This window comes from Novosphingobium sp. BW1, assembly GCF_008107685.1.
Taxonomy (GTDB): Bacteria; Pseudomonadota; Alphaproteobacteria; order Sphingomonadales; family Sphingomonadaceae; genus Novosphingobium.
Genome location: NZ_VIRF01000041.1, coordinates 327,827 through 345,232 on the forward strand (window position 1 = coordinate 327,827; position 17,406 = coordinate 345,232).

Below are 17,406 nucleotides of genomic sequence, written 5' to 3' on the forward strand. Positions count from 1 at the left end.
GAGGGATCAGCCGTTGCGCAGCTGCTTGGCTTCGATCTCGTCAAGACGGGCCTTAAGGGCTTCGCATTCCGCGCGTGCCGTTGCGGCCATTTCCTTGACCGCCTCGAATTCCTCGCGGCTCACGAAGTCCATGTCGCCCATGAACTCCTTGGCGCGCTCACGCATGTTGTCACGCGCTTCGCGGGTCATGCCGGCAAACGTGCCGGCAGCGCTGTTCATCATCTTGACGAAATCGGCGACGAAAGGGTTTTCGCTTTGCATGTAAACCTAAATGGTACAGCCCGCTCCCCTGCGCAAGAGGGTTCGATGGCGTTGGTGGAGGAGAATCACGCGCTCGCCGAGAAGATCACGGCCAAGGCAGGCCCGGTTCATATCTCGTAGCGGATCTCCGCTCCCGAGAACGCCTTGCCGTCAAGGTCGCGATTGATCTGGAGGAAGGCGTAGTTGAGGTAGCTCGCGAAAAGGATCCAGACGAGATAGGGCAAAAGCAGCAGCGCCGCCTTTACGCGGATGCGCCAGAACAGCGCAATCGTGACCACCACGAGGACATCGAGCACGCCGATGACCACCAGGGCGCCTGTGATGCGGTGCATCCCGAAGAAGACCGGCGACCAGGCGAGATTCACCAGGAACTGCAGCGCGAAGACGCAAGAAGCCAGGCCACGCCCGGACGCTCCGCGCGCGGCCAGGATCAGCGCCAGGGAAAAGCCCATCATCGCATAAAGAATGGTCCAGACGATCCCGAAGGCGGCGGGCGGCGGATAGACGGCGGGCTTGGCCAGTGCGGCGAACCAGACATTTTGCGGCCCACTCGGCGCGAGCGCTCCTGAAAGAAACCCGCAGAGCACAAGCGCGGGGACACAGACCAGCGACCAGCGCAGGAAACTGGCGCGCAACTGACCGGAAGAGGCAAGCAGATTCATACCCGGATCATCTCTCAAAACAGGGGACCGACACAGCCGCCCAACCCTAACCGATGGTTCGTATTACGTTACTTGAGGAAATCTGGCGCGCAAGGAAAGCCCCGCACCGTTCAGGCCCCGCTCCCGATGTCGCCTGCGGCCTCGCGGCCGCGTGCTGCCGAAACGAGGAATTCGACATTGCCTTCCGGCCCCGTGATCGGGCTCTCCACGATCCCCTGGATGGTCCAGCCCCCCTCTTCCAGCCAGACACGCACCTCCTCGCAGACACGCGCGTGGAGCGCGGGATCGCGCACGACGCCGCCCTTGCCCACCTCGCCGCGCCCAACCTCGAATTGCGGCTTGATGAGCGCAACGAGACGGCAATCCGGCCCGGCCAGATTCAGGGGCACTTCCAGCACCTTGGCTAGACTGATGAAACTCGCATCGCAGACCACCCAGTTGCAGTCCTGCGTGATGTGCTCATCTGTCAGGATGCGGGCGCTGGTCTGCTCCAGCACCGTGACGCGCGGGTCCTGGCGCAGCTTCCAGGCAAGCTGGTTGGTGCCCGAATCGACCGCGAAGACATGGGTCGCCCCCTTGGTGAGGAGCACATCTGTAAAGCCCCCGGTCGAGGAGCCGACATCGATCGCCACCGCGCCCGCCGGATCGAGCCCGAAGTGCTCTATGCCATGGGCGAGCTTGATCCCCCCGCGCGAAACCCACGGGTGATCGCGCCCGCGCACTTCCAGCGGCGCCTCGGCCTTGAGGGTCTGCCCGGCCTTGGCGATCTTGGTTTCCCCGGAAAAAACGTGCCCCGCCATGATCAGCGCCTGCGCGCGCGTGCGGCTCTCGACAAGGCCCCGGTCGACGAGCATCTGGTCGACGCGCGCCTTCCCTGCGGATTTGTCATGCGGCTTAGCCCCTTTGCCCCGGTTTTCGGGGGCACTGGACTTTTCGGTGGATGGAGACTGGGACGCGTCGGACATGGGGCACTGCACACTTGAGAAGAGGCGCTCGTCATTCCATACCGGGCGCATGAAGGCAAATCCGCGCGGTAGCGCTCTCCCCGTCCGTCTCGTTTCGGCACCGGCTCTCGCCCTGACCCTGTTTGCGGCTGGCTGCATCCCCGGACCGCCAGCCTCGACGTCCACGCCCAACGCCTCGCGTCCGGCACAGCGCCCCGCGCAGCCGCAGGTCCAACAGGCGGCCACGCCCGCACCACCGCCCTCCCCGCACCCGCTGCCCGAACCTGCAAACTGGCGCGACGCGCCCGTGACGCCGGGCACCTGGAGCTGGGCGCAGAGCGGCCCCCGCTCGGTCGCCGAATTCGGAGGCAGTCTGTTCACCATGCGCTGTGACACGCGCAATGCCACGGTGACGCTTGAACGCCGCGCCCAGGGTGCTGCGGGCCGTGTTACCATGGGCATCACCACGATGCAGGACACGCACACCGTCACGGCCGATGCGCGACAGGGCTATTATGTCGCGACCCTGCCCGCGCGCAGCCCGATCCTCGACGACATGACCTTCACCCGCGGCCGCTTTGCGCTGTCCACGCAAGGCCAGCCCACGCTCTACATTCCGAGCTGGACCGAAGTGTCGCGCGTGATCGAGGACTGCCGCTGACAGCACCTGCCAGGCGAGGCCGGCCACATGCGTGGCACGCCTCGCCGAAACGCCCGCGCAATTTGGGCAACAAGAGTACATTACAGGAAGGATTCGCGAAGCCGGACGCAGCCCGAACCACTGCGAAAAACCGGCAGAAACACGGGCTTTTCAGCTGGGGAAAACTTCAGCGAAGGCATGATAATGCCGCGAAAAAACTTGAATTCAAGTCTTGTGGTGCGCTGCGGAATAAGACACATTTTCTCTCAGGACGACGGAACCCGAGGAAGCCCTCCCCGGAGCTACCGAAGTCCAGTCGCTCTCGGGCGGCGAACCCTATGGCTCAACAGCGCGAAAGGAGGTGATCCGATGTCTCATGGTTCAGCATGGAGGTCGGCAATTTCCGTCGCGAGGCATTATCGCTGATTTCAGATACGCGATAAAGGTACTCGCTGGCGGCACTTCCGGCCGCTGACCATGTGAAAGGCCGTACCGGCGCTCCCGGTGCGGCCTTTCTCATTTCTGGCTGGCAGGCGCGCTAAAGCAGCAAACCCGCGCACTACACGATCGCGCAAGGCTGCATGCGCGGCGCGCAAGAGCATGCCAGCGCCTATCGACGCAAGCTCCTGCATTTGCGCGCTTCGAGCAGAGCTCTTGCCTCCAACGCACCGCGTGCTACACCTGAAATGACACGTATCAATATTACTTTAAGGTTGCGCGCAGCGTAATTTTCATACACCCGCACCCTCACAACCCCAAGACAGAGGACTGAGTTTTCATGGCGAGTCCCGCCGAAGCCGCGCTGACGTTTTCCCTTGAGCCCAACCCCGCCCCTGCCAGCGACGTCACGCGGGCGGCGATATTGGCCAATCCGGGCTTCGGCACGCACTTTACCGACCACATGGTCACGATCGACTGGACCGAAGGCACCGGTTGGCATGACGCCAGGGTTTCGGCCTACGCGCCGATCCCGCTCGATCCGGCGGCCGCGGTACTGCACTATGCCCAGGAAATCTTCGAGGGGCTCAAGGCCTACAAGCAGGCCGACGGTTCGATCTCGCTGTTCCGTCCCGACGCCAACGCGGAGCGCTTCAACCAGTCCGCCACCCGCCTGGCCATGCCCACGCTGCCTGAGAATCTCTTCATCGAGGCGATCGAGAAGCTGGTCGAGTTCGACAGGGCCTGGATCCCGGACGCCGAGGGTGCCTCACTTTACCTGCGCCCCTTCATGATCGCGACCGAGGCGTTCCTGGGCGTGCGCCCGGCCAAGACCTACAAGTTCATCCTTATCGCCAGCCCGGCGGGCAACTACTTCAAGTCGGGCGCCCCTGCGGTCTCGATCTGGGTCTCGGACTACACCCGCGCAGCTCCGGGCGGCACGGGTGCGGCCAAGTGCGGCGGCAACTATGCGGCCAGCCTCGTCCCCCAGGGCGAAGCCCTTGCGCGCGGCCACGACCAGGTCGTCTTCCTTGACGCTGCCGAGCACAAATGGATCGAGGAACTGGGCGGCATGAACCTGTTCTACGTCTTCGATGACGGCTCGATCCTCACCCCCGCGTTGACCGGTACGATCCTTCCCGGCATCACCCGCCGCAGCCTGATCGCGCTGCTGCGCGAAGAGGGCCTGACTGTGAACGAAGGCCGCTACAGTCTTGATCAGTGGCGCGAGGACGCGACCAGCGGCAAGCTCGTCGAAACCTTCGCCTGCGGCACGGCGGCCGTCGTCACTGCGGTCGGCAAGGTCGCGGGCAATGCTGGCGAATTCACCATCGGTTCGGGCGGCCCCGGCCAGCTCACCGAGAAGGTCAAGGCCCGCCTCGTCGCCATCCAGCGCGGCCAGGCCGAGGACACCCACGGCTGGGTCCGCAAGATCGCCTGATCTCGGGCGGGTTCCTGCCCGAGTGAAGAACCCGGCCGGCCCCACGCCCGCCGGGTTTTTTCATGCATAGCCTGCAGGCCCCACTTGCTTCGCCGCGCCCACATGCCATCTCGAGACCGAAGATTCCTCCTGAAGAAGAGAGCGCCATGACAGCCACCGTCCCCTATCCCATTGGCACACCCGGCACGCCCTGGGGCGATCGCGAGGTGGAGGCCTGGCGTGAGACACAGGTCGTGCAGCGCCGCTATGGGCGGGACGTGGAGCCGCGCATCCTCGCGCTTGCCAAGCGTTTCACGCTTCAGGAGTACGGCACGCTCGACTACGCAGGCGAGCGCTTCACACTCTACGCGCTCTCGAACGGCCCGATCGATCCGACCCTCCCTACCGCCCTCGTGACCGGCGGTGTCCATGGCTACGAGACGAGCGGCGTGATGGGCGCGCTCGAATTTCTCGAAACGCGCGCTGCGGACTATGTGGGCCGGGTCAACCTGCTTGTCGCGCCTTGCGTCAGCCCCTGGGCCTACGAGCGGATCAACCGCTGGAATTACGACGCGATCGACCCCAATCGTAACTTCACCGCAGACAGCCCGGCAGGCGAATGCCGCGCCCTCATCGCGCTTGTCGCCGCGCAGGACACCCCGTTTGTGCTCCACATCGACCTGCACGAAACCACCGACAGCGACGAGGAGGAATTCCGCCCGGCCCTCGCCGCGCGCGATGGCCAGGACTACGATCCCGACACCATTCCCGATGGCTTCTACCTCGTCGATGATGCCGACAACCGCCAGCCCGCCTTCTGTGAAACGATTATCGAAGCGGTCGAAAAGGTCACCCACATCGCGCCCGCGGACCCGCAGGGCAACATCATCGGCTCACCCGTCGTGCAGAAGGGCGTGATCGAATACCCGCAAAGCAAGTACGGGATGTGCGCGGCCATCACAGGGGCGCGCTTCACGACCACGACCGAGGTCTATCCTGACAGCCCGAACGCAACGCCTGAGGAATGCAACGCCGCGCAGGTCGCCGCCGTTTGCGCTGCGCTCGACTACGCGCTGGGCGCCTGAAAGCCCGCGCTCAAAGGCCCGCCGCCGCCATTTCCTTGCGCGCGGCGGCAAGCTGCGCCTGAGACACGGGATCGGACTGGACGCGGGCGAACGTCGCGGCCGCAACCACGCGCCCACCTACCGTGTCGCTCATCCAGTGGACGCGGCAGATCACGCGGCTGAAGCCAAAGTCATGCCCCCGCTGAAGCACCGCGTCGGCACGGCTCGGCACCAGTTCAGCCAGCACCAGCGCCATCATCCAGCCTGCCGTCGTGTCACCGGACGGATAGGCCCCGTCGCGGCTCAGGGCCTCCTCCTCCTCCTCGGGCGTGCACGATCCGCCACCCTTCTCGGCAAAGGGGCGCACGCGCTGATAGTGGTTCTTTGCCTTGTAACTGGCGAGCCCCGCGTCGGCCATCGCCCGGCGCAGAAGCATCTCGGTATGAGGCTTGCTCCCGTCCGACAACGAGGTGCCGACAAGCGGCTCGAACGAGCTGACGATAGCCGGCCAGTTGAGATCGGCGTTGCGGTTGCCAGCGCGAAGCGTTCGAATGATGCCCCCTTGGCCGCTTCCCAGGCGGCTTCATCGGCAGCCCTGGCGGCGGAGGCAGGAGGGCTAGGCTGTCGGGCAGCTGGGACATCTCCAGCTAGCCCTTGGGAAGCGGGACCTCGGGCGAGATCACACCAACCTGCGCCACCGTTACCGGGGGCGGCGCGGCGGAACGCGTGTCGCTTGTCGGCGTGGTCGTGCCCCCCGACAGCGCAAGCAGGCATCCACCTGCGAAAACTCCAAGCGTGCGCGTGCTCTGCATATGTTCCATCCCTTCGCAGCGTGTTGATCGCATGGCCTATTCTACCGACGCGCGATTGTGCCCGGCATCGGGGTTAACCCTCGGACCTGAAAGCACGAAGACACTGGGCCAGGGCACCTGCCGCTCCCCGAACATTGGCGGCTTCGCCTCTTGTTGCGCCCCTGATCGGGACCTACCTAGCGCGTTCCCTCTCTCCCGGCGCCTGCAACAAGGAGCTCAGCGCACATGGCCGACACCACCTATACCCCCCCCAAGGTCTGGACCCACGACGCCGAGAATGGAGGCACCTGGGCCAGCATCAACCGCCCCACCGCCGGTGCGCGCGAACAGAAGGACCTGCCCCGCGGCGAGCATCCCTTCCAGCTCTATTCGCTGGGCACGCCCAACGGCCAGAAGGTCACCATCATGTTCGAGGAACTGCTGGAGGCGGGCGTCAGCGAGGCGGAGTACGACGCCTGGCTCGTCAATATTGGCGAAGGCACGCAGTTCACCTCGGGCTTCGTCGAGATAAACCCCAACTCCAAGATCCCTGCCCTCCTCGATTGTTCGGGCGAGACTCCAGTGCGTGTCTTCGAATCAGGTGCCATCCTGTTCCACCTCGCCGAAAAGTTCGGGATGTTCCTGCCCAAGGACGGCGAAAGCCGGACTGAGTGCATGTCCTGGCTGATGTGGCAGATGTCGACCGCGCCCATCATCGGTGGCGGGTTTGGCCATTTCTACGCCTACGCGCCTGAAAAGTTCGAATACGCAATCAACCGCTTCGCGATGGAAACCAAGCGCATCATGGACGTCGCCGACAAGCGCCTTGCCGAGACGCGCTACCTGGCGGGCGATGACTACACCATTGCAGACATCGCGGCCTACGGCTGGCTCGGCGGCTTCACGCGCGGCGAATCCTACACCGACGCGGCAACTTTCCTGAGCGTTCGCGAATACACCAACCTCATGCGCTGGGGCGAGGAACTGGGCGAGCGCACCGGCGTGAAGCGCGGCCTCGTCGTTAACCGCGATGCGCCGGGCAAGATCAAGGAGCGCCACAGCGCGGCCGACATCGACGCCGTTCTCGGCGCCTGACCGTTTTTCCCCGGCGCGGAGAAGATCCGATGCGAAAAGGGCCTTTTCAGCGCCGGGATAAGCCGCTAAGCGCGCAGTCCGATCGCGGTGCGCACAAGATGCCACGAGATCCTGCTGGGGCGTAGCCAAGCGGTAAGGCAGCGGTTTTTGGTACCGCCATGCGCAGGTTCGAATCCTGCCGCCCCAGCCAGCACTTTCCCGCGAGTCTCGGCTGGTCAAGCCCAGCCCATGACCGGGCATTCCGCACTTCATTCCGCACTTTAGACACGGCGCGCCTCCAGTTTTGCGACCGCTGAATCGCTCTGTGCAGCCGTCATCGACTGGTAGCGATCGAGCATGTCGTTGACGGTTTTGACGGTCCATCCGAGGACGGATGCGATCTCCGATGGCGTGCATCCTGCGTCCGAAAGCATCGTGCAGGTCGTCCCTCGCAGGTCGTGGAAGTGGAGCCCATCGAGCCCCGCCTCGAGCACGACCTTACGCCACTTGTGCTGGAAGTTGACCGGCTGGGGATCTGTTGTCCACGGCGCGCCTCTCGCCGTCGTCAGGATCGTGAGGGCCTTCTTCGGCGTCGCGTCGAGAATGGAGCGCAGTTCGGAATAGACCGGCATGTCCACCTTTCGCTTGCGCTTGCCCTGGCGAAACGTCAGGCGCCCGTCCTTATAAGCCGACCACGGCATCTTGAGCAGGTCCGTCTCGCGCTGCCCGGTCCACAGGGCCAGCTCCAGCGCCAGGCGCAACTCCGGCGGCGCGACGGCGCGAAACGCCTCCAGGTGCTCCGGCAGCCAGACCTTGTCCGATCGGTCGGCCTTGTAGACCTTCTTCGGGCGGGTCGCATGGTTATGGCTTATCATGCCGCGATCGCGCGCCCATTCCAGAATGATGCGCAGAACACCGAAACAGGCATCGGCCTGACGCGGCGAACGCTCGGCCATGACGTCTCGCCAGTCGAGCAGGCGCTTGCGAATCTTCGGGTCGTCTATCGCTTCGAGCGGATAGGCGGCGAAGTCCGGTCCGTTCGGCACAAGCTTTGCCAGGGCGATCTTGTCGAGGTGGCCCAGGTAGTCGCGCTTGGTCCGCGGTGCCAGCTTCACGAAGGCAGACGACTTCTGGTAGCCATCGATCACCTGCTGCAGCGTGCCAACGGTGCGGGCCCGGCGCGGCGCTTCGTTCAGCGTGGTGTAGGCGCGCATGAAGGCCGAGCTGCCGGGATAGAACGGCTCGTTCTCGTCTCCTGGCTGGGGCCGGATCGCCCCCACATTGCGCAGGAAGTAGTAGGTTTGACGCCGACCGTTCGCGAGCGTCTTGGTGTTCTTGTAGACGCCCTTGAGCTTAATGCGCATGCCCTGCCTCGAATTCCTCCAGCGCTGAGCGCGGCCGCCCAATCGCATGGACCGGTTCAGCCAGCCCCGAAGCGCGGTCAAGCGCCAGGTCATGGGCGCGCAGGTCGTAGCGGTTTGTTCCACGCACCGGGCCCGGGACTAATCCGCGGGACTGCCACTTGTCGTAGGTCGTGGGGCTGATGTCGCCCAGGTAGGCGCAGATACCCTCTTTGGTCTGGAGGCGTTGCTGGGTCATGCAGCCATCCTTTCGGCAACCATGTCATCGGCAGCAGCGAAAATCTTGCTCACCGTTGTCAGATCACGGGTCGGGATCGGCCGCTCCCAATTTGACCAGTCAGTGAAGTGGGAACACACCCATGATGCCAAACAGGCGTAAGCACATATCTCGTCCCACTCTGGCTGCTCACCACCAGACATTCCCCCAACCATCGGAGTACCCTTGAGCGGATGATGCGGAGGGCGCATCACGTATCGGTACCCCTTGCGTGCCACAACGTAGAGGACGGGTTCATCGCCAAAGTTGCACCAACCTGGTTCGCGTGAAGGGTGGCAGGGGTTCCTTTCCCAACATGTGCGATCACGGATTGTCATGCCGTGATAGTTATCATTGCGCTCAGCGAGAAAATGCACCTGCCGATCGCCAAGGGCGATCAGGTAAGGCATCGCGCGCTTCGACAGCTTCTTAAGGATGCGAAGGTTCATGCGGCCTTCCTTGCAAGCTCTTCCCTCAGCACCGCCTGAGCCTCAACCAAGTGAGGCGGCCAATCTGCGCGAGGCATGTCGTCGTAAAGCTGGGTAAAGCACGGCTCGCAGTCCCAGCGCGTCGACTGCGAGACGATCCAATCGCGGACCTGCACACACTCAACACAGGTGTGGTGGCTATCCGGCTGGTTGTCCCAGATTCCGCTGACGTAGTTGTATCGGTCACCCGGCTTGATCCAGGCTCCGCACTCGCAGCAGCGGTGAGGCTTACGGGCGGTGCGCCAGCGCTCGTTGAATGCCTGAGGTACTTCGCAATCACACATGGGCTACCCCCTTCGGCTGGTCGCGCCAGTACGCGATCCACTCTCGGAAATTCCCGGTGAACCAATCAGCATCGAGGTAAGCCCGATAGCGCCGCTGACTACGAGTGAGCTTCGGCGGTACTGGGCTGTTCTCGGCCATCCACCGCTTGCCCTCAGGCGTCACTCTGAACACGTCGTCGCCACCAGACAGGACATTGCCCTGGCGCCGGTTCATCAGGCCGAACAGGGTGGCTGCAATGCATGCCGGAAAGTCGACAGATCCTTCGCCAGTGACGAAGTGGTTGCGGTACTGCTCGCCGCGCCCGTACTGGTCGACGCCCAAGCTATGCTGCAGGATGTGGAGGATGGCCTCGGTCATGCCTGTGCCTCCTGCAGCGCCGAGATCTTACGGCACATGGCTTTTGCCGCAATCTCGACCTTCGGCTTGAGATCGTCGGGGATGGCCGCCCAGGCGGCGGGCTCGTTGACGATCATGTAGCCGCCGTCTTCGAAGCATTCGAATGGATCGTCGGTCATTGGCGCACCATCTCGTCAGGGTTGAAGCCGAAGCGCGTGCACAGTTCCTGCGCGACCGTGGCGCCGACGGCGAAGGTATCCATCACAGCAACCCAGCGCGGCTGGTATCCGCGAGAGCGGCGCGGCGTGGCGATATTGACGGCGTGGCGGAGGATGGCTTCATCGGTCGGGCGGCTCATGCTGCGATGCTCCGGAAGTGGCTTGCGTGAATTGCCCGCTCTGCCGCATCGATTTGTGCTGCGTGCTCGAAGATCCTCGGCAGCAGCGCACTGGCATTACTGATCTCACCGGCGAGTGCAGCCGAGAAACATGCCTCGATCGCGGTAAGCTGATCGGGGGTATATCCAGGAAGCTCGCGACCAAGCTGATCACGAAGCTGGTCGACAGTGGCCTCTTCCAGGGCATCGGAAAGGCTCACATTACCGATGAGCGCGATGTACTCGGTCGAAAATCCATTTTCGATCGCCCGTTCACGGGCGCTCTCGTATTCAGCAGAGCTGATGGTTACGTCGATGCTGATTGTGTCAATCATGCCGGCTCCTCATCAAACTTGCCCGCCTCGTTGCCCCAGCTGTCCCAGCCAGGGCGGTTCGTGCGGCTAAAAATCTCGGCGTACGGTCCGGCGTAGAGCGCCTCGACCATCTCGTACTGCTCATCAGGCTTGCGGCTGTGCTCGCGCACCGGCGCCACGATCAGGTTTCGCACGCCCCGCGACTGCACGCGCGGCTGGCCGATCGTCCCGACGATCAGGAACTCGGCCGCCGAGCGGAAAATATAGCCGGTCCCGAAAGCCCATGCCTTACCCGTGCTCGACTGCTTCGCCCAAGGCGCCGCCGACTTGTAGGTAAAGCCCCAACCCTTCATGACCTCGATGGCCTCGGGAAGCAGCGGAGCCGTCGCCCACATGAACATGGCGCAGTCCGGCGCAGCCAGATGCGCGACTGGCAAGGCGGCGATGTCGTCCAGCGACATGCAGGTGTAGTGCGCCACCGGATTCTTGGCCTCGCCCTTTCCGCTGAAGTTGCGAAAGTGCCATGGCGGATCGACCAACAAGGCAGAGTAGGAAAACGGGCGCATAGCGCCGAAGGGCCAAGTCATGCGGCCCGCCTTCCCGGCCAGATTCGCTTTCCCCCTGCCTTCTGTGTTATCCAGTGCACGGAGAGAGGAGGTGTTTCATGAGCATTGACGACGCAGTGGACCTTCAGCGGCTGGTCGACATTGAGACCTGCACCCGCAAAAATCTGGCTTTCGCCCAGGCAGAGGGCAACTGCGCCCGCGCGGCGCATTTTTCGCGTCGCCTCCAGACACTCGACCTCACCATCAGCCGTCGTTCGCTGGGGATGCTTCACGTCTTTGAGTGAGAGCGTGGCAATCATGCGCGCCTCCGCTCACTGACGGCGTGCTTCAGCTTCGCCACGGCCATGACCGTAGGCTTCAACTCGGCTGGCGCCTGGTCGTAGGGCAGCGTCTTGCGAAACCTCCCACCATTGAGGCGTGCGAGCACACCGCGGTGCACGAGTTCCCAGTTGCCCGGCTCCGTGTTTTGCTTGTTGCCGTCCAGGCACTTGAGGGCGTGCCCCTCCGGTAGCGGGCCATGGGTGGCCTCCCAGTTCAGCAGGTGCACAGCCCGCCATCGCTGCCGCGCGGCGCCGGTGTCGCTGATCTTGCGCTCGACATAGCCGTCCTCGGTAATCCGCTCGTACCCGATTGGCTTGTAGTTGTGCTGGGCAGTGCCACTCATCTGGCCTTTCTTGAACTGGGTCCGACGCGAATTCGGATGCAGACCGCCCTTCCCCGGCGCGCACTTCTTTCCTTTGTTCACGGGCTCCTGCCCCTTCACGAAGAATCCAGAACGGCCCGTGCGCCAGCCCTTGCGCTTACGCAGGGCATGGAGGTTCGCAGCTGTCACGTCGGCGCGCCCGAAGCGCTGCTGGAACGCGGCATGGTAGTCGCTGATCGACAGTGTCTTGTTCGCCTCGAGCCATGCCATCTCGGCAGTGCTGTAGGGGATGGCCCGGCCCTTCATTCCGACTTGCCTTCGATCATGGGCAGCATGGGCCGGAAGCGGTCGCCGTGATTGGCGATGAGGTTCGCGGCCTTCAGCTGCAGATCTGCGTTGCGGATGATCTGATCGGCAACCTGGACCATCGCATCAGCGCGTTTGGCCTCCTGCTCGATCTTATCAGCGTCCATGCCCTCGTCGCCCAGGCGCTCGAGCTGCATGAACAAGTGATCGTTCAAGTCGGTGAGCTTGTTTTTCATGCTGCGATCCCTGTGATTTCCGGGAGCGTTTTGCGCGACATACTGAGCGTAAAGCCTAAGCGGCGTTCTGTTTTGACGTACCGGCGGTACAGTGGTGGGTTGAGCTTGGCGGCGGTCGTGAGATCCGCCTGGCTTGCCATGATGCAAAAGCAGCACGACAGGCGGGTCATGCCAGCACCGCCCGCGGCTCACCCGCAACCAACACCGGCGACAGCGCGCCATGTTCACCGCAGCCCCGGCCCGTGCGGCTGGAATCGTCCTCGGCGGTGAAGTCCTGCCAGTGGACCCAGCCTTGCTCGCACTGGAAGCCCCACTCGCGGACCTTCGGGCCCGTAATGAAGAGGGAAGTCGCGTACCAGCCGGGCACAAGCTCGATCCGATGCAGTGCGTTGGCTGGCCGCTCGATCACGTCACCGGCCTTGCGCAGGAACGATCCTTCCGGCGTGTGCTCGATGTAGCGCCCGGCGATCACGTAGCTGGTATTCGCCCAAGGATGATCGTGCATGGCGCGGTCGTCATCGCTCTTGCGGATGACGTGGAGGTAGACGTTGCACTGCTCGTTGCGCGGGATGACCCACCAGCGGCGCAGGTAGTCATCACCGATCACGAAATCGGGATCGCGCTCCATGATGCCGTCGGCCCATTTGCGCATTTCAGGGAGGGTGGCGTATCCAGGGCGCATCAGTAGGGGAGCTCCTTCTCGGAGAGGTTCAAGCGGCCAGCCGCGGCTCCTGCGTCTTCGCTCTGGTCGGGGCGAGCCGCGATAACGGCGCGCGCCCCACGAAGCGCGCGCTGGACTACGTCGGCGATGCATTCGACCTTGGGCGTCTCGCACAGGCCGGTCATGCCCACCCAGACGCGCGAGAGATCGGCGGCGACGCGCTCAGCCTCTTCGTAGGTCAGGTGCAGCGAGTTGGGTTCGTCAGCCATGGCGATGCGCCTCCGGTTGGTGACCCACGGCGGCACCGGCGCCGTGGGTGGTTGCCGCAAATCGGCCAGCGGGGGGTACGTTGAGGAAGCCGATCGGTGCTGCGGTGGGGAGAGTAAGGCCGGGGGCGATCATTCGCCGCCCTCCGGCCGCGTGCGACCCGAGAGGCTCCCGGGGTGAAAGACGAGCGCGGCGCAGGCGGCGGCGGCAATCGCGCCAAAGGCCAGGGCCAGCGTGAAGATGGTGGGCCAGAACCGGTCCGACAGGACGAAGGCCATCACGGACGGACTATCGAGCAGGACCGGCGTCCAGGCGTGCGCGGTGCAGCCGGCCAGCGTGAGCGCAAGGATGATGGCGGTGCAGCGCATCAGATCTCTCCACGCGCCAGCATGGCCTCATGCACGTCCATGAGCAGGTCGAAGAAGTTGTCGTAGGTGACGTGGCCGCGCTTGCGGTGAAGGCGGATCATCGCGCCATTCCCCAGGCGCGCAGTTCCATTTCGGCCCGGCCCTTGGCGAATTCCATCCAGGGCGTCTTGGGGCCGCCCTCCGTTTCGAGGGCGATCAGGAAATTGCGGAGCAGACCAGCCGCGGCGGTGCGCTGCTCAAGAACCTCTCGGCTCGGCTGGGGCGTGGAACGCGCGCGACGCATCACGCGACCTCCACCCTCTCAAGCGCTGCTACCATGCCGTCAGCCATCTTCTTCCAGGCGTTGGCGTTGGCGTCGGCGTAGGCGTAGGCGTTGGCGTAGGCGTTGGCGTTGGCGTCGGCGTCGGCGTAGGCGTAGGCGTCGGCGTAGGCGTAGGCGTAGGCGTAGGCGTAGGCGTAGGCGTCGGCTTTGGCGTAGGCGTAGGCGTTGGCGTCGGCGTAGGCGTAGGCGTAGGCGTAGGCTTTGGCGTAGGCGTAGGCGTAGGCGTCGGCGTAGGCGTAGGCGTCTTTCAGGACAGGCCGCCACTGATCCGCAGGGATTACCTCGCCGCCCAGCGCGCGCAGGTGAAGCGCCTGTAGCGCCTTATGCGGTGCGGGATCGCGTCCGTGCTTCTCCGCTGCATCAACCCCAAGCTGGCATACGGTATGCCCCTGCCAGTCATGGATCACGCTGAAAGGAACCTTCCCGTCAATACGCGCAAGCTGCTCGGTGAAGGCCTTGCCCCACGCGAACGCATCCTCAGCCTTCTGCCGGTCGAAGAAGCCAGGGACCATCTGCGCCAGCCAGCGCGGCATGATCGCGGCAGGGCACTTCGACGGTCCATCGACTTCCGGACCAATCACACCCAGTGCACAGGCAAGCTGGCGGCCATCGCGTTCGGTGTGCCACGCGCCTTGCGTCAGCGCGTCGTTCTCAAGCGCGTTGCGGTAGGCCTTCGCATAATCGGTAGCGGTAAGGACAGACATCGGAACCTCCAACATGGATCCCGGCGGGTCTGCGCTTTCGGCTCACCGGCGGGTTGGTGAGAGGCACATAACGCTACATTTCATAGCGCGTCAACATTTTTTGTAGCGTCAATCTATCCAGTCATCATCCGGCCACCAGCCCGGATCCTGATCCGCGTCAACGCCAGCCGACTCTTCTGCGACGGTGGCGCGCTCCGGCAGCTCCGGGGCTTCGCCGTCGAAGGCCACGCGCACAACCGCGCCGTAGCGCGCCTGCTCCTGGAATATCGCGGTGATGACCCGGCCCCTGGAGAGCATGGCTCCAATCCAAGGCGCGCGATCGGCAGTCAGGTAGCCGAGCTGGACACCACGGTCGGAATAGACGGCCACGGCGCGCGGGTCGGCTGGGTTCTCAGGCTCCAGACGCAACTCGACCGGCTCACCCGGGCCGCAAAGAGCAATCTCAAAGCGACGGGATGGGCCGGTCTTGTTGGGGTAGTCAGCGCCTACGACTGCGAGGGATAACCTACCTGACCGCACTTGGATCAATGAGCAGGATGAACGTGCTTTTTCACATCCTTTTCGATCTTGGACACAAGCTGGTCCAGATCGTTCTCATCGAACACTTCCGGCTTTCCAGAAGCATCACGCAGGATGTCGAGCGCGGCATGGAAATCTTCCATCAGCGCAGGGTTTGATGGTCTGCCGGCGATAAAGTGTGCCCTGAATTTTTCCGCAGCGCCGCCGCGAGCTGCATCAAGGTTTCCACGCCAGCGCCTCGCCTTATCGCGGATGCGACTTGCATTCGCCAAATCGAATGAAACGGGTTCATAGGCATGGATCTGGCCATTTTTCCAGGCATAGCGAAACTCGACGGAATCTACTTTCCCATCGATTACCCTTGGCTCCAGTTCGATCTTTACGTCTCGATCTTCGAGCGCTTGCTTGACCGGCCGCCACACGTCTTCATCGCCCCGCTTGGCTTCTGCCTTATGCTGGTAATGAGCCAGCATACGGTGACTTATACGTTTGAATTCCTTCTCGAGATCCCGAGCGATGCCAGTACCGATCTCAGACCATTGCAACGAACTTCCATCTCGTGGAAGCATGCGCAACGCCAACGACCGCGCGTCCTCATTCGAGAACATGTGATCCTTTTCCACCTGCTTGGCCAAAGCTCTACCACTTCGCCGCATAGCTTTGATCGCCTCAAGAAACGCCACGCGATCGAGGTTCGGGAACATTACACGAAGGCGCTGCACCTTCTCATCGAAAGTGAAAAGGACTTCTGGAGCATCGCCGTTATGAGCTGGCGCTGTCAGCACGAGTCCGACATTCACAAACTCACCCGTCACGATGTCATGTACGTAGCGCAAAACGGTGTAGCTATATGGGCGACGACTCATTGCAAGATCCGATCAAGTTCAGCCATGCATCCATCGATGTTATCGCGAACATGCCGAATCTTATCTAAGATATCGGAAATGAACGCATCCTCATACCACTCGAAGGGCACGGCGGCCCCATAGGCGTCAATGTCCTCGTCTTGCAAGGACAACCACTTTTCACGAATGCTGACATGGTCAATCTTTTTCGCAAGTAGTTCTCGACGAAAGATATGCTGGCCGGGCTGGGTGAAAGGCTGGAGCCCCCCTGTCTCCCATGGCTTGGCTCCGATTACGCCTCGAGGGAGGCATAGCTCGTGGTCGATGATTCGCACCTTATCACCGCTAACCAAGCAGTTTGGGTTCTGATCCTTGCGGTCACAATTCTCAGTGAATGCGTCAAAGGCTAAAATCTCGGCCCCTTGTTGGCGCATCGCAGGAGATAGGGTTCGCCCCGTTGTCCAGAGGGACCACTGAGGGCAGAGAAACCGGGAGCCAAATGCGACTGTATCGAACTCAGATACACGCGCGCGGACACTGCCAGGCAAGGATGCCCGCCACTCTGGCGATAGATCCACTATGAACGGCTCCGGGATCGGCAACTCCAATGCAGCGGCAAGACACGCTGATATCACCTCGACTGCTAACGCCTTGGATTGCAGTTCACATAATGACGCAAATTTGAGAACAAGCTCGATCACTTCCCCATCGCTGGTCTCTGCAGCGGCTAAAACCGGCCTATTCCTCCCGCCGATCTCATCACGGATGAATTGAACTGCCTCTACCCTCTGCAACATGAAGTTAGATTTCCTTACCTGTACATCTGCATATGCTTGAACTCGGATCAGATCCGCCGGCCAAGCCAAATCACGCGCCCCACGATGCGCAGGTCATCGGAAATGATTTCCTGATCAGGGATGTTCGGATTGTCGGACTGGACGAGGACCTTGCCGCCCGCGATCGCGCGAAGGCGCTTGATCGCCCCGGCGCCGTAGACCGAGCAGGCCCAGATGCGGTCCTGCAGGTTCAGGACTGTCTGGGTGGTATCGATCACGACTGTATCATCGTTGACCAATGTAGGAAACATGCTGTCGCCATCGCCGCGCGCAACGAAGAGGCGGTCGACCGGCGCCCTGGTGAGCTTGGCCAGCATGTTCGCGTCGAACTCGTACGTGCCCTCTTCGACGTAGTCGTCGATGTTCGCGCCCGGGCCCATGGAATAGCTCAGGTCGAAGGATCGGAGCGTCACGACGCTATCA

The 17,406-nt window shown here is 63.0% G+C and carries 31 protein-coding genes and 1 tRNA gene; 6 read left to right on the forward strand and 26 right to left on the reverse strand.

Annotated features, from left to right (window positions below; genetic code table 11):
• Positions 1 to 6: 6 nt before the first annotated feature.
• From FMM79_RS03150 to FMM79_RS03160, 3 genes are all read right to left on the reverse strand, one after another.
• Positions 7 to 261: an accessory factor UbiK family protein gene (locus FMM79_RS03150; protein WP_039394780.1), complete on the reverse strand. Its 255-nt coding sequence runs from the start codon at positions 259 to 261 to the stop codon at positions 7 to 9.
• A gap of 107 nt (positions 262 to 368) precedes the next feature.
• On the reverse strand, positions 369 to 923 hold the full coding sequence (locus FMM79_RS03155; protein ID WP_148626020.1) for a TspO/MBR family protein: 555 nt from the start codon (positions 921 to 923) through the stop codon (positions 369 to 371).
• Between the two features lie 110 nt (positions 924 to 1,033).
• Positions 1,034 to 1,777, reverse strand: coding sequence for a TlyA family RNA methyltransferase (locus FMM79_RS03160; RefSeq protein ID WP_240338954.1), 744 nt, complete (start codon positions 1,775 to 1,777; stop codon positions 1,034 to 1,036).
• Between the two features lie 160 nt (positions 1,778 to 1,937).
• Here FMM79_RS03160 and FMM79_RS03165 point away from each other — a divergent pair, with 160 nt between their 5' ends.
• The 3 genes from FMM79_RS03165 to FMM79_RS03175 all read left to right on the forward strand — a co-directional run bounded on the left by FMM79_RS03165 (position 1,938) and on the right by FMM79_RS03175 (position 5,450).
• Entirely contained in the window at positions 1,938 to 2,528 is a 591-nt protein-coding gene (locus tag FMM79_RS03165) for a hypothetical protein (RefSeq protein WP_148626024.1), read from the forward strand.
• A gap of 757 nt (positions 2,529 to 3,285) precedes the next feature.
• Positions 3,286 to 4,386 carry a branched-chain amino acid aminotransferase gene (locus FMM79_RS03170; protein WP_148626025.1) on the forward strand — a complete coding sequence of 367 codons (1,101 nt, stop codon included), beginning with the start codon at positions 3,286 to 3,288 and terminating at the stop codon, positions 4,384 to 4,386.
• A gap of 146 nt (positions 4,387 to 4,532) precedes the next feature.
• Complete coding sequence (locus FMM79_RS03175) at positions 4,533 to 5,450, forward strand: M14 family metallocarboxypeptidase (RefSeq protein WP_148626027.1); 918 nt, start codon at positions 4,533 to 4,535, stop codon at positions 5,448 to 5,450.
• A 10-nt stretch (positions 5,451 to 5,460) separates the two neighbouring features.
• Here the strand turns inward: FMM79_RS03175 and FMM79_RS21735 are convergent, their stop codons facing one another.
• Both FMM79_RS21735 and FMM79_RS21740 read right to left on the reverse strand, forming a co-directional pair.
• Positions 5,461 to 5,865, reverse strand: coding sequence for a phosphatase PAP2 family protein (locus FMM79_RS21735; RefSeq protein WP_240338942.1), 405 nt, complete (start codon positions 5,863 to 5,865; stop codon positions 5,461 to 5,463).
• Between the two features lie 211 nt (positions 5,866 to 6,076).
• Positions 6,077 to 6,241, reverse strand: a complete 165-nt coding sequence (locus FMM79_RS21740) for a hypothetical protein (RefSeq protein ID WP_240338943.1) — start codon at positions 6,239 to 6,241, stop codon at positions 6,077 to 6,079.
• Positions 6,242 to 6,466: 225 nt separating this feature from the next.
• On the opposite strand from FMM79_RS21740, the gene yghU reads away from it, so the two are divergent.
• Both yghU and FMM79_RS03190 read left to right on the forward strand, forming a co-directional pair.
• Positions 6,467 to 7,315, forward strand: a complete 849-nt coding sequence (gene yghU / locus FMM79_RS03185) for a glutathione-dependent disulfide-bond oxidoreductase (RefSeq protein WP_148626029.1) — start codon at positions 6,467 to 6,469, stop codon at positions 7,313 to 7,315.
• Between the two features lie 115 nt (positions 7,316 to 7,430).
• Positions 7,431 to 7,505: transfer RNA gene (locus FMM79_RS03190), tRNA-Gln, on the forward strand.
• 70 nt (positions 7,506 to 7,575) lie between these two features.
• Here the strand turns inward: FMM79_RS03190 and FMM79_RS03195 are convergent.
• Genes FMM79_RS03195 through FMM79_RS03225 form a run of 9 tightly spaced genes read right to left on the reverse strand, consistent with a single transcriptional unit; the run spans position 7,576 to position 11,297 of the window.
• Positions 7,576 to 8,658, reverse strand: a complete 1,083-nt coding sequence (locus FMM79_RS03195; protein WP_162528426.1) for a tyrosine-type recombinase/integrase — start codon at positions 8,656 to 8,658, stop codon at positions 7,576 to 7,578.
• On the reverse strand, positions 8,648 to 8,893 hold the full coding sequence (locus tag FMM79_RS21355; RefSeq protein ID WP_162528427.1) for a hypothetical protein: 246 nt from the start codon (positions 8,891 to 8,893) through the stop codon (positions 8,648 to 8,650). Before FMM79_RS21355 ends, FMM79_RS03195 begins: the two co-directional genes overlap by 11 nt.
• Positions 8,890 to 9,360 (reverse strand): hypothetical protein, encoded by a 471-nt coding sequence (locus FMM79_RS03200; RefSeq protein WP_148626034.1) that lies wholly within the window; start codon positions 9,358 to 9,360, stop codon positions 8,890 to 8,892. Before FMM79_RS03200 ends, FMM79_RS21355 begins: the two co-directional genes overlap by 4 nt.
• On the reverse strand, positions 9,357 to 9,683 hold the full coding sequence (locus FMM79_RS03205; protein ID WP_148626037.1) for a hypothetical protein: 327 nt from the start codon (positions 9,681 to 9,683) through the stop codon (positions 9,357 to 9,359). The genes FMM79_RS03200 and FMM79_RS03205 overlap by 4 nt, the downstream gene beginning before the upstream one ends.
• Complete coding sequence (locus tag FMM79_RS03210) at positions 9,676 to 10,041, reverse strand: hypothetical protein (protein WP_148626039.1); 366 nt, start codon at positions 10,039 to 10,041, stop codon at positions 9,676 to 9,678. Before FMM79_RS03210 ends, FMM79_RS03205 begins: the two co-directional genes overlap by 8 nt.
• A complete protein-coding gene (locus FMM79_RS21140; RefSeq protein WP_153269306.1) occupies positions 10,038 to 10,199 on the reverse strand; it encodes a hypothetical protein in 162 nt (53 codons plus the stop codon). The genes FMM79_RS03210 and FMM79_RS21140 overlap by 4 nt, the downstream gene beginning before the upstream one ends.
• Complete coding sequence (locus FMM79_RS03215; RefSeq protein WP_148626042.1) at positions 10,196 to 10,378, reverse strand: hypothetical protein; 183 nt, start codon at positions 10,376 to 10,378, stop codon at positions 10,196 to 10,198. Before FMM79_RS03215 ends, FMM79_RS21140 begins: the two co-directional genes overlap by 4 nt.
• Positions 10,375 to 10,731 (reverse strand): hypothetical protein, encoded by a 357-nt coding sequence (locus FMM79_RS03220; protein WP_148626044.1) that lies wholly within the window; start codon positions 10,729 to 10,731, stop codon positions 10,375 to 10,377. Before FMM79_RS03220 ends, FMM79_RS03215 begins: the two co-directional genes overlap by 4 nt.
• Positions 10,728 to 11,297: an MT-A70 family methyltransferase gene (locus tag FMM79_RS03225; RefSeq protein WP_148626047.1), complete on the reverse strand. Its 570-nt coding sequence runs from the start codon at positions 11,295 to 11,297 to the stop codon at positions 10,728 to 10,730. Before FMM79_RS03225 ends, FMM79_RS03220 begins: the two co-directional genes overlap by 4 nt.
• Positions 11,298 to 11,374: 77 nt before the next feature.
• On the opposite strand from FMM79_RS03225, the gene FMM79_RS03230 reads away from it, so the two are divergent.
• Positions 11,375 to 11,560, forward strand: a complete 186-nt coding sequence (locus FMM79_RS03230) for a hypothetical protein (RefSeq protein WP_148626049.1) — start codon at positions 11,375 to 11,377, stop codon at positions 11,558 to 11,560.
• A gap of 11 nt (positions 11,561 to 11,571) precedes the next feature.
• On the opposite strand, the gene FMM79_RS03235 is transcribed toward FMM79_RS03230, so the two are convergent.
• The 12 genes from FMM79_RS03235 to FMM79_RS21745 all read right to left on the reverse strand — a co-directional run bounded on the left by FMM79_RS03235 (position 11,572) and on the right by FMM79_RS21745 (position 17,396).
• Complete coding sequence (locus tag FMM79_RS03235) at positions 11,572 to 12,225, reverse strand: HNH endonuclease (protein ID WP_148626052.1); 654 nt, start codon at positions 12,223 to 12,225, stop codon at positions 11,572 to 11,574.
• Positions 12,222 to 12,461, reverse strand: a complete 240-nt coding sequence (locus FMM79_RS03240) for a hypothetical protein (RefSeq protein ID WP_039392928.1) — start codon at positions 12,459 to 12,461, stop codon at positions 12,222 to 12,224. The genes FMM79_RS03235 and FMM79_RS03240 overlap by 4 nt, the downstream gene beginning before the upstream one ends.
• Positions 12,458 to 12,631 carry a hypothetical protein gene (locus FMM79_RS03245; RefSeq protein ID WP_205466441.1) on the reverse strand — a complete coding sequence of 58 codons (174 nt, stop codon included), beginning with the start codon at positions 12,629 to 12,631 and terminating at the stop codon, positions 12,458 to 12,460. The genes FMM79_RS03240 and FMM79_RS03245 overlap by 4 nt, the downstream gene beginning before the upstream one ends.
• Positions 12,628 to 13,143, reverse strand: coding sequence for a cupin domain-containing protein (locus FMM79_RS03250; protein ID WP_148626055.1), 516 nt, complete (start codon positions 13,141 to 13,143; stop codon positions 12,628 to 12,630). Before FMM79_RS03250 ends, FMM79_RS03245 begins: the two co-directional genes overlap by 4 nt.
• The gene (locus FMM79_RS03255; protein ID WP_148626058.1) at positions 13,143 to 13,391 is read right to left on the reverse strand and encodes a hypothetical protein; all 249 of its coding nucleotides are present in this window, start codon (positions 13,389 to 13,391) and stop codon (positions 13,143 to 13,145) included. Before FMM79_RS03255 ends, FMM79_RS03250 begins: the two co-directional genes overlap by 1 nt.
• 129 nt (positions 13,392 to 13,520) lie before the next feature.
• Positions 13,521 to 13,757: a hypothetical protein gene (locus FMM79_RS03260; protein WP_240338944.1), complete on the reverse strand. Its 237-nt coding sequence runs from the start codon at positions 13,755 to 13,757 to the stop codon at positions 13,521 to 13,523.
• 97 nt (positions 13,758 to 13,854) lie between these two features.
• Entirely contained in the window at positions 13,855 to 14,040 is a 186-nt protein-coding gene (locus FMM79_RS03265; RefSeq protein ID WP_148626062.1) for a hypothetical protein, read from the reverse strand.
• On the reverse strand, positions 14,040 to 14,783 hold the full coding sequence (locus tag FMM79_RS21360; protein WP_162528428.1) for a hypothetical protein: 744 nt from the start codon (positions 14,781 to 14,783) through the stop codon (positions 14,040 to 14,042). Before FMM79_RS21360 ends, FMM79_RS03265 begins: the two co-directional genes overlap by 1 nt.
• 108 nt (positions 14,784 to 14,891) lie before the next feature.
• On the reverse strand, positions 14,892 to 15,302 hold the full coding sequence (locus tag FMM79_RS03275) for an HIRAN domain-containing protein (RefSeq protein WP_148626064.1): 411 nt from the start codon (positions 15,300 to 15,302) through the stop codon (positions 14,892 to 14,894).
• 5 nt (positions 15,303 to 15,307) lie between these two features.
• Positions 15,308 to 16,168: a DUF3037 domain-containing protein gene (locus tag FMM79_RS03280; RefSeq protein ID WP_148626065.1), complete on the reverse strand. Its 861-nt coding sequence runs from the start codon at positions 16,166 to 16,168 to the stop codon at positions 15,308 to 15,310.
• Positions 16,165 to 16,944, reverse strand: coding sequence for a HipA family kinase (locus FMM79_RS03285; RefSeq protein ID WP_148626067.1), 780 nt, complete (start codon positions 16,942 to 16,944; stop codon positions 16,165 to 16,167). The genes FMM79_RS03280 and FMM79_RS03285 overlap by 4 nt, the downstream gene beginning before the upstream one ends.
• A gap of 47 nt (positions 16,945 to 16,991) precedes the next feature.
• Complete coding sequence (locus tag FMM79_RS21745; protein WP_240338945.1) at positions 16,992 to 17,396, reverse strand: S24 family peptidase; 405 nt, start codon at positions 17,394 to 17,396, stop codon at positions 16,992 to 16,994.
• Positions 17,397 to 17,406 lie beyond the last annotated feature (10 nt).